Source organism: Rhodopseudomonas infernalis, from assembly GCF_022271405.1.
In the GTDB taxonomy this organism is placed as follows: domain Bacteria; phylum Pseudomonadota; class Alphaproteobacteria; order Rhizobiales; family Xanthobacteraceae; genus Rhodopseudomonas; species Rhodopseudomonas infernalis.
The window spans coordinates 89,100-101,799 of the sequence record NZ_JAJNAL010000005.1; the positions used below are offsets into that span (position 1 = coordinate 89,100).

At 65.0% G+C, this 12,700-nt stretch carries 12 protein-coding genes; 7 read left to right on the top strand and 5 right to left on the bottom strand.

All coding sequences use genetic code 11. The features are described 5' to 3' along the window. Positions 1-224: 224 nt before the first annotated feature. Positions 225-1,487: a GGDEF domain-containing protein gene (locus LPW26_RS05600; RefSeq protein WP_238733295.1), complete on the bottom strand. Its 1,263-nt coding sequence runs from the start codon at positions 1,485-1,487 to the stop codon at positions 225-227. 294 nt (positions 1,488-1,781) lie between these two features. Here LPW26_RS05600 and fabD point away from each other — a divergent pair, with 294 nt between their 5' ends. The 7 genes from fabD (at position 1,782) to gmk (ending at position 8,511) form a co-directional block, all read left to right on the top strand. Next, positions 1,782-2,741, top strand: coding sequence for an ACP S-malonyltransferase (gene fabD, locus LPW26_RS05605; RefSeq protein WP_238733296.1), 960 nt, complete (start codon positions 1,782-1,784; stop codon positions 2,739-2,741). A gap of 19 nt (positions 2,742-2,760) precedes the next feature. Further along, entirely contained in the window at positions 2,761-3,498 is a 738-nt protein-coding gene (fabG, locus tag LPW26_RS05610; protein WP_238733297.1) for a 3-oxoacyl-[acyl-carrier-protein] reductase, read from the top strand. A gap of 293 nt (positions 3,499-3,791) precedes the next feature. After that, complete coding sequence (locus tag LPW26_RS05615; RefSeq protein WP_002716125.1) at positions 3,792-4,031, top strand: acyl carrier protein; 240 nt, start codon at positions 3,792-3,794, stop codon at positions 4,029-4,031. Between the two features lie 96 nt (positions 4,032-4,127). Further along, positions 4,128-5,393 carry a beta-ketoacyl-ACP synthase II gene (fabF, locus tag LPW26_RS05620; protein WP_238733298.1) on the top strand — a complete coding sequence of 422 codons (1,266 nt, stop codon included), beginning with the start codon at positions 4,128-4,130 and terminating at the stop codon, positions 5,391-5,393. Between the two features lie 202 nt (positions 5,394-5,595). Then, entirely contained in the window at positions 5,596-6,864 is a 1,269-nt protein-coding gene (gene mltG / locus LPW26_RS05625) for an endolytic transglycosylase MltG (protein ID WP_238733299.1), read from the top strand. 94 nt (positions 6,865-6,958) lie between these two features. Next, the gene (locus LPW26_RS05630) at positions 6,959-7,846 is read left to right on the top strand and encodes a YicC/YloC family endoribonuclease (protein ID WP_238733300.1); all 888 of its coding nucleotides are present in this window, start codon (positions 6,959-6,961) and stop codon (positions 7,844-7,846) included. Between the two features lie 2 nt (positions 7,847-7,848). After that, positions 7,849-8,511 (top strand): guanylate kinase, encoded by a 663-nt coding sequence (gene gmk, locus LPW26_RS05635; protein ID WP_238733356.1) that lies wholly within the window; start codon positions 7,849-7,851, stop codon positions 8,509-8,511. Positions 8,512-8,570: 59 nt separating this feature from the next. Here gmk and LPW26_RS05640 read toward each other — a convergent pair whose 3' ends face one another. From LPW26_RS05640 to pdxA, 4 genes are all read right to left on the bottom strand, one after another. Then, positions 8,571-9,584: a hypothetical protein gene (locus tag LPW26_RS05640; protein ID WP_238733301.1), complete on the bottom strand. Its 1,014-nt coding sequence runs from the start codon at positions 9,582-9,584 to the stop codon at positions 8,571-8,573. A gap of 156 nt (positions 9,585-9,740) precedes the next feature. Continuing rightward, positions 9,741-10,799, bottom strand: a complete 1,059-nt coding sequence (locus tag LPW26_RS05645) for an alcohol dehydrogenase (RefSeq protein ID WP_238733302.1) — start codon at positions 10,797-10,799, stop codon at positions 9,741-9,743. Between the two features lie 15 nt (positions 10,800-10,814). Beyond that, positions 10,815-11,678, bottom strand: a complete 864-nt coding sequence (gene rsmA / locus LPW26_RS05650; RefSeq protein ID WP_238733303.1) for a 16S rRNA (adenine(1518)-N(6)/adenine(1519)-N(6))-dimethyltransferase RsmA — start codon at positions 11,676-11,678, stop codon at positions 10,815-10,817. Continuing rightward, entirely contained in the window at positions 11,675-12,679 is a 1,005-nt protein-coding gene (pdxA, locus tag LPW26_RS05655) for a 4-hydroxythreonine-4-phosphate dehydrogenase PdxA (RefSeq protein WP_238733304.1), read from the bottom strand. The genes rsmA and pdxA overlap by 4 nt, the downstream gene beginning before the upstream one ends. Positions 12,680-12,700 lie beyond the last annotated feature (21 nt).

A 12,700-nucleotide genomic window follows, 5' to 3' on the forward strand; every position in this document is an offset into this window, starting at 1 on the left:
CCTTCGAACCCTTCGGAAAGGACTCGACTGCGCTCAGAAGGCGGAAGCACGGGACGACGGGCCGACTGGCCCTGCCGCATCAAATTCGCCAGAAAGGTGAAAATGCTGAGACCGTCCGTTCAGCTCCCGGCCGGGATCTGCGGATGCGCGGGTTATACGGATTTTGGGCGTATTGGCAAGGGTCGCCCGGCGTCGCAAAGCCTGCGGGCGGGCGTTTTATTCGCTCAGGCCGCCGATCCGGTCCGGTTCCGCCACGCCTGACGCGGCAGCGAATCGGGATTCGTAGCGAGCGGGGACGTTTCACCTGAATAGGGGGAATAGGCTGCCCGGCCATTGCCCCGCCGCTTGGCGTCGTACATCGCATGGTCCGCCGCGCGCAGCAGCGCATCCGCGGACATCCCGTCGACCGGGAACGTCGCGCTGCCGACGCTGACCCCGATCTGCAACGAGATCGGGCCGCCGAATTCCATCGGCTCGGCGATTCGCTGGGTGATGCGTTCGCAGATACTGGCCGCCTCGGACGCGCTGGTGTCGGGCAGCAGAATGACGAATTCGTCGCCGCCGGCCCGGAAGATCAGGTCGCGATCCCGCACGCAACTGCGCAGCCGTTCGGCGACCACCATCAGCACGGAATCCCCGATGGCGTGGCCGAACCGGTCGTTTGCGGCTTTGAAGCCGTCAAGGTCGAGGCAAAGCACCGTCAACGGTTCGGCGCCTCGGCCGGTGTCGTGTGTCGCCGCCAGCAGCAGCTCCGAGAAACACTGCTGCTGCATGGTCCGGTTGGGAAGGCCGGTGAGTTGGTCATAGTTCGCCAGCCATTTATTCTCCTGCTCCGACTGAAACAGGTTGAGGAGGACGTAGTAATTTTCGAACAACAGCACCTTCATGCCGAGCATCCAGGCCGGCAGCAGCAATCCGATCAGGTACATGTTCGCAATGGGTGAGACGATCATCGCTACCGTGTAGGGGATCGCCAGGATGCAGATCACGGTGAAGCCGAACCGCGGCGTCCCGGCGTTCCGCGAGGAAATCCCTCCGGCCAGACCTGCAATCACCATTCCAGACAGCAGAATCAACGACCATTTGCCGGTCATCACGCACAGCATGCATCCGATCGAAAAACTGACGGCCCATGCCAGACCGAAATACATCGTTAGGCCGTTCGTCAGCCGCCCGGAACTCTGCTCCTTCAGCATGTTCAACAGCGCAAGATAGCGCGCGATGCCGAACGCAATTTCGACGGCCACCCAGGCATAAGCCCACGCCGCACCGGTTTGCACGGCCGCGATGATGGTCATGATCGTGGTTGCCGCGACCGCCAGCACCAGCGTGCGGTTTTTGGTCTGGCTATGCAGAAGCAGGCGCCGGAAAATCGCGCTCGGCTGCGGTTTCGGACCGGTGATAAGCCAACTGATAATCCACGGCGCCACGATCGAATCTTGCGTGCGCATGTCGAGTTGACGATTGGCGTGGTTCATGCGCTGCATAAGAGGCAAGGCGCTCCTCGTTGTCACCAGCAGTCTACCAACCAATTGTTGATACGGTGATTAGCCGCTCGATCGCATGTCGTTAGGCTGAATAAAGCGTTAGTGCCCGGGCCGCAGTTCCGCGCCCGAGGTCCCTCCGGATGGTCTCGCAGGGGGGGGGAACATTGCCCGCATCGGCGCTCCAGCCCCTGCGAAAGGGGGAGGATCCGACGGCACAGTTTGTGGCCATCTGCTTGACATGGCGGGCCTGGGGGGTGTCTTTCGGCGCGACTTCAGACAGGTTCAGGAACGCAGATGACGGCAGCATTTACATTCCCCGGGCAGGGTTCCCAGGCGGTCGGCATGGGCAAGGCGCTGGCGGATGCCTTTCCGTCCGCCAAGGCCGTTTTCGACGAGGTCGATGCCGCGCTTGGCGAAAAGTTGACGGCGATCGTTTGGGACGGTCCGGCCGAGACGCTGCAACTCACGGAGAATGCCCAGCCTGCTTTGATGGCCGTGTCGCTGGCCACCCTTCGAGTGCTGGAAAGCGAGGCAGGGATTTCCATCGGGCGGGATGCGACCTTCGTGGCCGGTCATTCGCTGGGCGAATACTCGGCTTTGGCCGCCGCCGGCTCGTTGAGTCTCAGCGACACGGCCCGGCTGCTGCGAACCCGTGGGCGGGCGATGCAAAAGGCCGTGCCGGTCGGCGTCGGCGCGATGGCCGCACTGCTCGGGCTCGATTACGACGCCGCCGTGGCGGTCGCCAGTGAGGCCGCTCAAGGCCAGGTCTGTCAGGCCGCCAATGATAATGGCGGCGGGCAGGTCGTGGTGTCGGGGCACAAAGAGGCAGTCGAGCGGGCGGTCGAGATTGCCAAAGGGAAGGGCGCCAAACGCGCCATGCTGCTGCCGGTCTCGGCGCCGTTCCACTGCGCGCTGATGCAGCCGGCCGCCGAGGCGATGGCCGAAGCGCTGGCAGGCGTTGCCATCAAGGCGCCGGCGGCGCCGCTGGTGGCTAATGTTCTGGCCGCGCCGATCACCGACCCCGACGAGATTCGCCGCCGCCTGGTCGAACAGGTCACGGGAACGGTTCGCTGGCGCGAGTCGGTCGGCTACATGGCCGGCCAGGGCGTGACGCGGTTCCTTGAGATCGGCGCCGGCAAGGTGCTGAGCGGCCTGGTCAAGCGGATCGCCGACGGAGCGACGGGCATCGCCATCGGCGGGCCGAACGACATCGCGGCCGCCAAGGACGCCATTATGGCCGGACGCCAGGCGTAACCGGCGGAGGAGATAGTAAATGTTCGATTTGACGGGACGAACCGCGCTGGTCACCGGCGCCACGGGTGGCATTGGCGGCGCGATCGCGCGGGCGCTACACGGCCAGGGTGCGACGGTGGCGATTTCTGGCACCCGGCGCGAGGCGCTCGACACCCTGGCGACCGAACTGGGTGAGCGCGTTCACGTGTTGCCATGCAATCTGTCGGACGCAGCCGAGGTGGAAGCGCTGGTGCCCGCGGCTGCGGAGGCAATGGGCCAGCTCGATATCCTGGTGTGCAACGCCGGTATCACGCGCGACAACCTTTTCGTCCAATTGCGTGACGAGGACTGGGATGATGTGATCCGGGTCAATCTGACGGCGACCTTCCGCCTGACGCGCGCTGCCACCAAACTGATGATGCGCAAGAAGTTCGGCCGCATCATCGCGATTACCTCGGTGGTCGGCGTCACCGGCAATCCGGGGCAGGGTAACTACACGGCATCGAAAGCTGGACTGATCGGGATGATCAAGACATTGGGCGCCGAGTACGCCAAGCGCAATGTGACGGCGAACTGCATCGCACCGGGCTTCATCGCGACGCCGATGACCGACGTGCTCAACGACAAGCAGCGCGAATTGATTCTTGGCAAGGTCCCGGCCGGGCGGCTCGGCACGCCCGATGACATCGCCGCTGCGGCGGTTTATCTCAGTTCGAACGAGGCCGGTTACGTCACCGGCCAGACCATCCACGTCAACGGCGGGATGGCCATGATCTAATGACTGCGACGAACTCCGAGGCAGTGGAAACACGGTGGCGCCGGTGGGGCCATCGTGTGGCCAACGCAGCGGGAATATGCTAACCGGAGCCCCAGCGGATAGGCAAAGAAGGCCATTGCAGGAAGTCCAAACCCTGTATATTGCCGATGGGGACCTGCCGCTCGGGCGGCTGGGTTGCGACCTCGGGGACGGGGCAAATCAGTACACTTCGCGATTGCGGAACTTTAGCGAGTTGACGCACCACGATGGCTCGTATCGTCTGTCGGTCGGGTCGGAACAACGGGGTTTAGAGAATGAGTGAGATTGGCGAACGCGTTAAGAAGATCGTGGTGGAGCACCTTGGTGTCGAGCCCGAGAAAGTTGTCGATAGCGCCAGCTTCATCGACGATCTCGGCGCCGACAGCCTCGATACCGTCGAGCTCGTGATGGCGTTCGAAGAAGAGTTCGGCTGCGAGATCCCCGACGATGCGGCCGAGACGATCCTGACTGTCGGCGATGCAACCAAGTTCCTCGAGAAGAACGCGAAGAGCTGATCTTCTGCGCGGTGACGATGAAGCCGGCGGGTTCGCGCACCAGCGGGCCACCGGCTTCTTGCTTTGGACCGCGCATTCTGGCCCGGAGTTCAGGATATGAGACGTGTCGTCGTCACTGGCCTTGGCATAGTTTCGCCGCTCGGCTGTGGGGTCGACGCGACCTGGAGCCGGATCCTCAATGGCGAAAGCGGCGCTCGCAAGATCGAGGCTTTCGAAGTCTCCGATTTGGCCAGCCAGATCGCCTGCATCATTCCGCGCGGCGACGGTAGCAACAACACCTTCAATCCCGATCAGTGGATGGAGCCGAAAGACCAGCGCAAGGTCGACGACTTCATCGTGTACGCGATGTGCGCGGCGCGTCAGGCGCTCGACGATGCGAACTGGCATCCGTCGACCGAAGAGGAGCGTTGCGTCTCCGGCGTTCTGATCGGCTCCGGCATCGGCGGGCTGCAGGGCATCGCTGAGACCGCGCTGCTGTTGAAAGAAAAAGGACCGCGACGAATCTCGCCGTTCTTCATCCCGGGCCGACTGATCAATCTCGCGTCAGGCTACGTGTCGATCGAGTTCGGCCTCAAGGGGCCGAACCATTCGGTCGTCACCGCCTGCTCGACCGGAGCCCATGCGATCGGAGACGCCGCGCGGCTGGTCGCGTTCGGCGATGCCGACGTGATGGTGGCCGGCGGCACGGAATCGCCGATCAGCCGTCTGGCGATGGCCGGCTTCGCCGCAGCGCGTGCACTATCCACCGGTTTCAACGACGCGCCGCAGAAAGCTTCACGGCCCTACGACAAGGATCGTGATGGGTTCGTGATGGGCGAGGGCGCCGGCGTCGTCGTGCTCGAAGAGTACGAGCACGCAAAAGCCCGGGGAGCGCGGATCTATGCCGAAGTGATCGGCTATGGTTTGTCCGGCGACGCTTACCACATCACGGCGCCGAGCTCTGACGGCGACGGTGCGTTCCGCTGCATGAGCATGGCGCTGAAGCGCGCCGGCATTTCAGTGGCCGATATCGACTACATCAACGCGCATGGCACTTCGACGCCGCTCGGCGACGAGATCGAACTCGGTGCGGCGCAGCGCCTGCTCGGCAATGCGGCTTCCCGGGTGTCGATGTCGTCGACCAAGTCGTCGATCGGCCATCTGCTCGGCGCCGCCGGCGCGGTCGAGGCGATTTTCTGCGTGCTGGCGATTCGCGACAACGTCGCGCCACCGACCATCAATCTCGACAACCCATCGGTCGAAACCGCGATTGACTTGGTGCCGTGGAAGCCCCGCCAGCGCGAGATCAACGTCGCGCTGTCGAACTCTTTCGGCTTCGGCGGCACTAACGCATCGTTGATCCTGCAACGCGTCGCCAGCTGACGCATTGCAGCCGACTTCAACGTTTCGCCGTAATCCCCGCTAAACCCTAAGACATTCTGCGAATTGGGAGTATGATCGCTCGGTCCCTGAAGGGCTGGACTGATTCAAGTTCGGACCTCTGCACGAATCCCGTGATCTCGAACGCCGACGGTGCGATCTTGCGCGGGACCACCCTTGAGACCACAGGAATCAGGTTGCACCGATGAGTGAAAGGCCGCCGATCTCGCCGAGAAGCCCGCGCGCGGCGCTCGAACCGGAGCAACTGCCGCCCCCGCCGAAACGCTCGGATCGCGCCCGCAATCCGCTGGTGATCATCGGCAACGCGATCATCACCCTGGTGCTGGTGGTGATGCTGGGCGCTGGCGGCATCTACGTCTACGGCAAGCAGAAGATCGAAGCGCCTGGGCCGTTGCAGGAGGACAAGATCGTCAACATCCCGCAGCGAGCCGGCCTTGGCGACATCGCCGAGACGCTGCAGCGCGAGGGCGTGATCGAGAACAATCGCTGGGTGTTCATCGGCAGCGTGCTGGCGCTGAAGGCGCGGGCCGATCTCAAGCCCGGCGAATACTCGTTCCAGAAGAACGCCAGTCTGCGCAACGTGATCGGCACGATCGTCGAGGGCAAGGTGGTTCAACATGCGGTGACGATCCCGGAAGGATTGACCTCCGAGCAGATCGTCGCGCGGTTGTCGGAGAACAATATCTTCACGGGCTCGCTGCGCGAGATTCCACGTGAAGGGACGTTGCTTCCGGAGACCTACAAGTTTCCTCGCGGGACGCCGCGCGAGCAGGTGATCAACCGGATGCAGCAAGCGCAGAAGCGCGTGCTGAACGAAGTCTGGGAGCGTCGCAGTCCCGAGATCCCGGTCAAGACCCCCGAGCAACTGGTGACGCTGGCGTCGATCGTGGAAAAAGAAACCAGCAAGCCCGACGAGCGCAGCCGCGTGTCGTCGGTGTTCGTCAACCGGCTGCAGAAGAAGATGAAGCTGCAGTCCGACCCGACGATCATCTACGGCCTCGTCGGCGGCAAGGGAACGCTGGGTCGTCCGATCAAACGTAGCGAGATCACTCAACCGTCCCCGTACAACACCTATGTGATCGAAGGATTGCCGCCCGGGCCGATCGCCAATCCTGGTCGCGCATCGCTGGAAGCCGCCGCTAACCCCGCGCGGACGCGCGATCTGTACTTCGTCGCCGACGGCACGGGTGGCCACGCCTTCAGTGACAGTTACGACGCGCATCTCAAGAATGTCGCCAAGCTGCGCGCGCTGGAGCGGCAGACCCAGAACGATTCCGTCGAGCCACCGGAAGAGACGGCGCCGGCGGCGACAGCCGCACCGGACGCGAACGCTTCGGCCGCTCCGCCGCCCGCTGCCGCACCGAAGGCTGGAAAGAACGGCGGGCAGAAGAAGCGGACGCGTAATGCTCCGCAAAATGGCGCTGCGGCTCCCACGGCGACCGATCCGGAGTAGCGGCGCGGCTGTTCCCATCGCCCGGTATGATCGGCTAAGGTCCGCCGCGCGCCTCGCGCGAGTCTCAAACCATTATCTACGGAGTCGGTGACCGATGTCGTTGTCGAGCATGACGGGTTTTGCGCGCAGCCACGGCAGCAGCGGTCTGTATTCGTTCGAGTGGGAATTGAAATCCGTCAACGCCAAGGGATTCGATTTTCGGCTGCGGATTCCGCAAGGGTGGGACGATATCGAAGCCGACCTGCGCAAGCGCGCCGCCGAGGCGCTGTCGCGCGGCACCGTCTACGCCAATCTCACTCTGAAGCGTACCGACTCTGGATCGACCATACGGATCAATGAGGACGTGTTGACCTCGGTGCTGAAAGTGGCGAGCGACCTCGCTGGCCGCGTCGACGCAGTGGCACCGAGTATCGACGGGCTGATGGCGATCAAAGGCGTGATCGAAGTATCCGAACCCGAGGTCGACGAGGCCGAGGAAAAGACCGCACGCTCCGCGGTCGTGGAGTCCTTCGCGCAGGCGCTCGGCAGCCTGCTGGAGATGCGCAAGCGCGAAGGCATTGCGCTCGGCGCTGTGCTGACGCAACGGCTCGACGAGATTGAAGCACTCGCAAGAAAGGCCGAGGCCGCGCCCGGCCGCAAACCCGAGGCGATCAAGGCTCGGCTTGCCGAGCAGGTCGCGGCGCTGCTCGAAAGCTCCGATCGCTTCGATGCCGACCGGCTGCATCAGGAAGCCATCATGTTGGCCACCAAGGCCGACATTCGCGAAGAACTCGATCGCATCGCCTGGCACGTCGCTCAGGCACGCGAGATGCTGAGCAAGGGCGGCGCGGTCGGCCGCAGGCTCGACTTCCTGTCGCAGGAGTTCAACCGCGAGGTGAACACCTGCTGCTCCAAGTCGAGCGATCTGGAACTCACCAACACGGGGCTTGCGATGAAGAACGTCGTCGAGCAGTTCCGAGAGCAGGTGCAAAATCTGGAATGAGCATGCAGGATGCCGCCACAGCGAGTTTGAACGGCGTCGAACGGCGCGGATTGATGTTCGTGCTGTCGTCGCCGTCAGGCGCCGGCAAGACCACGTTGTCGCGCCAACTCGTCAAGGAAACCGTGGGACTGCAGATGTCGGTCTCGGCGACGACGCGACCGATGCGGCCGGGCGAAGTCGACGGCCGTGACTACTACTTCGTCGACCGCGCGAAATTCGACGCGATGGTCGCCGCCGGCGAATTCCTCGAATGGGCCAATGTGTTCGATAATTGCTACGGCACGCCGCGCGCGCCGGTCGACGCGGCGCTCGCTGCGGGGCGGGACGTGCTGTTCGACATCGACTGGCAGGGCACGCAGCAGCTGCGCAGTCATGCGCCCAACGACGTCGTCAGCGTGTTCGTACTGCCGCCCTCGGTGCAGGCGCTCGAGCATCGGCTACACACGCGGGCGCAGGATTCCGATGCGGTCATCCACAGCCGGATGAAGAAGGCCGGCGACGAGATGAGCCACTACGACGCGTACGACTACATCGTCGTCAACGACAATATCGGCGTCGCCTTTGAGTCGGTGAAGGCGATCCTGCGCGCCGAGCAGCTCAAGCGCGAGCGACAGATCGGGATCGACGCTTTCGTCCGCGACATGCGGCGCGAGCTGGAGAAGTAAGCACCACGCAAAACGGCCGCGCTGATGGCGCGGCCGCTGTGTTGTCGCTCAGCCTGTCTTCAGGCAGCCGGGCGCTTTTGCGCGCGCGCCAGCAGTTCCTCGATCTCGTCGCCGTCATCGACCGGAGCCTGATGTTGGCGTGCCGCCTTGATCCACGATGGCGGTTCGACGGGCTGCACCGGTGGCGACGGCTCGATGTCCTGGGTCGGCTGATCCAACGCCAGATCGGACGCCAGTGCCGGCTTGGCAGCCGCGCTCCAGATGTCCGGACGACCATTGACGTCACGACGGACCGCCGGTTCGCGCCGACCGAATTTGAAGATGCCGCCGACGATCAATCCCGCGAGCGCCAGAGCGGCCAGCAAGGCGGCGATCAGCGTGGCGGCGGATCCGGCCGTCGCAATCGCGACGTTGGCGGGCGTGCCGCCCTTGGCGACGGCGTTCTGTGCCGCCGTGCGCAGCTTGCTGGAAGCATCCGCCGTCGCAGCGGCCGAAGCGTCGCTGGCGTGCGCGTCGGCCCAGCGTTGATCGACCGGTGAGCCTTGCGGCGTCGCTTGCGGCGAGGCGGCCGATGCATCGGAGGCTGTCGTCACCGTCGGCAGGGGAGCCGGAAACTGCGAGGCTGACGGTTGGGGCGCCGCTTCGCGCATCGGCGCGGGCTCCGGCGCGCCATGCACTTCCGCACGGGCATTGGCGATCGATGGGCGCAGCGGTGCCGCAGCAGCGGGGGCAGGCTTCGGCGTGGCGGTCGGTGCCGCGCTGGTAGCGGCCGAAGCGGCTTCACTGCGTGCCGCTGTAGGCCCCGCATTGGCGGCCTGATCCTCGTCCGGCGCGGAGTCTGTGGCAGCGGTCGCCGGGCCAGCGGCGTCAGTCTTGGCGCGGACGTACCAGCACTTGCGCTTGTTGGCGTGGTCGGTTCGGTAAAACCAGTGACTGCCTGCAGGAGCGGCCCCCTGTGGCGCGGTCAGACACTCGCGCGCTTCGGCGGTCGTGGTGGTCAAGGCGGTGGAAGCGAGACTTGCGGCCAATCCCACGCTGGCGGCGCATAGGATCTTGGCGGTCTGCTGACGCATGGCATCCCCCAATTGTGATGCGGTAACGGAAACTTATCTTTCCGTGTTGTCCGCAAGAAATGGGGTCGCAATAAGCCGCAAATCCGGTCGGCTTGAGACAAGAATCGGGCCCTGCAACGCGGCCCATGGAACCGCGATGCAGGGCGCTGTTTTCGATTAGTTCGTCAGCATGATGCGGCCGACGACCCTGCCGGCACGGAGCTGATCGATCCAGGTCTGCGCATCGGTCATCGGCTCTTCCTTCATCGGCGTCGGCTTGATCTTGCCGGCGCGCGCCAACTCCAGCAGTTCCTTGGTCTCTTCGAGCGTGCCGACCATGAAGCCTTCGACGGTCATGCGCTTGTAGATCCACTGCACCATCGGCAGGGAGAACTCGCCGCCCATCAGGCCCGAGACCACGATCTTGCCGCCGCGCGCGACGGTGTTGACGGCGAAGTTCATCGACTTGTCGTTGCCGGCGAAATCGATCACGCCGTCGAAGCCGCCATCGGTCTCCTTGAAGATGCGCTTGGCGACGTCGGGCTCGGACGGATCGTAGGCCACAGCCGCGCCGTTCTTCAGCGCGGCTTCACGCGCTGCCGGGCTGAGGTCGGCAACCGCGATCGGCTGCTTGAACATCGCCTGGGCCAACGACAGGCCCATCATGCCGACGCCGCCGAGGCCGACCAGCAGAAGATTGCGCTGGCGCGGGCGGTCGACCAGGCGCTTCAGCGCGCCGTAAGCGGTGATGCCGGAGCACATCAGCGTGGCGGCGACATTGGTCGGCAGCGGATCGTAGTCGAGCAGGTACTTGGCGTCCGGTACCAGCACATGGGTTGCGAAGCCGCCGTCGATGGACACGCCGAGGAAGCGGTTTCTGGCGCAAAGATTTTCGTCGCCGGCGAGGCAGTCGCGGCACTTGCCGCAGCCGATCCAGGGAAACACCGCCTTCTTGGTGCCGATCAAATCCTTCGGAGCATCGGGCCCGACTTCGGCGACGACGCCGGCGATCTCGTGACCGAGCGTGAACGGCAGCGTCATGCCGCGCGTGGTGTCGAGCTTCTTGCCGCCGCCGAGATCGGCGTAGCCGTCCTGAATGTGCAGATCGGAGTGACAGAGGCCGCAGCGTTCGATCTTGACCAGCACCTCGCGGCCTTGCGGCTTCGGCGTGTCGACGATGGTCTCGCACAGCGGGGCTGCGAATTTCACCAAAGACTGGCGACGCATCTGCGTCATGGCGGCTCTCTCCCTTCAGGATGTGTTTTTGTGGTTCCGTATATTGGCCAATTCATTGGCCATGGCAACAAAGCCCGACACCGGGACAGTTTCGGCGCGCCGCGTCGGATCGACACCGGCCGCGGCAGCGAGCCTTGCCGGGTCGACGCCGAGCGACTTCAGGCTCTGACGCAGCATCTTGCGTCGCTGGCCGAAGGCGGCCGCGGCGACCTGTTCGAGCATCGCGCGATCGCACGGCGCGGGCGCTTCGCGCGGTTTCAAACGCACCACCGTGGATGTCACTTTCGGCTGCGGCACGAAAGCCGATGGCGGGATGTCGAACAGCATGTTGGTCTCGCAGCGCCAGTTCGACAGCACCGCGAGGCGTCCGTACGCATCGTCGTTATCGGGCGCGACGATGCGTTGCGCGACCTCGCGCTGAAACATCAGCACCATCATCTCGTACCAGGGCGGCCACGGCTCGGCGCACAGCCAACCGATCAGCAGCGGCGTCGCGATGTTGTAGGGCAGGTTGGCGACGATCCGGGCCCGCGTGTCGCCGAGCAGCGGACGCGGGTCGAACTGCATCGCATCGGCGCAGATAATCTCGAGCCGGCCGGGATAGTGCGCGGCGATCTCCTCGAGCGCCCCGAGCGCGCGCGCGTCGCGTTCGATCGCGATCACGCGCCCGGCGCCGCACGCAAGCAGCGCTCGCGTCAGTCCGCCCGGGCCTGGACCGATCTCGATCACCGTGGCGCCGTCGAGCGGGCCAGCGGCGCGCGCGATGCGGGACGTCAGGTTGAGGTCGAGCAGGAAGTTCTGGCCGAGCGATTTCTTGGCGGCGAGATCGTGCCGCTTGATGACATCGCGCAGTGGCGGCAGATCGTCGATCGCGCTCATCTGCGTGGTGCGTCCGCCATGCGGGCCGCGAGCTTCAATGCGGCGATCAGGCTCGACGGATTGGCGCGGCCGCTGCCGGCGATATCGAACGCCGTGCCGTGATCGGGCGAAGTGCGGACGAAGGGCAGGCCGAGCGTGACGTTGACGCCTTCGTCGAACGCGATGGTCTTGATCGGGATCAGCGCCTGATCGTGATACATGCAGATCGCGCAGTCGTAGCGCGTGCGTGCGGCGGCATGGAACATCGTATCTGCGGGCAGCGGCCCGCGCGCGTCGATGCCGTCGCGGCGCAGGATCTCGACGGCTGGCGCGACAATGGTGCGATCCTCCGTGCCGAGTGATCCGTCCTCGCCGGCATGCGGATTGAGGCCGGCGATCGCCAGCCGCGGCGCCGCGATGCCGAGCCGGCTCCGCAGATCGCGCACCACGATGCGTGTGGTGGAAACGATCATCTCGGTGGTGAGCTGCGCAATCGCATCGCGCAGCGAGACGTGGATGGTGACCGGCACGACCGCGAGGCTCGGGCACCACAGCATCATCACCGGCTGCGGCGCTGCGCCATCGCCGCGGGCGAGCTCGGCGAGAAATTCGGTATGGCCGGGATGCGCGAAGCCGGCCTGGTACAGCACGCTCTTGGCGATCGGATTGGTCACGACTGCGGCGGCGCGGCCGCTGCGGACGTCATCGACCGCGCATCGGATCGCCGCGATTGCGGCCGGGGCGCTGGTGGCGTCCGGCTTGCCGGGTGCAGCGGTCGCGGGATGGCCGGTCGGAACGACGGGCAGGGCGTGCGCGAAGGTGGCAACCGCTTGCTCAATCGCGACCTCGGCGATCGGAATCTCGAAGCCGAGCGCGCGCGCGCGGTGCGCGATGCAGTCGGCGTCGCCCCGCACATAAAACGGCGGAAGCTGCGCCGCGTCGCGGCGCAGCCATGCTGCGATGGTGATGTCGGGGCCGATGCCGGCGGGTTCGCCGAGCGACAGCGCGAGAGGTTGGCTCATGGTGTCCGTCCGCGGCCCGGC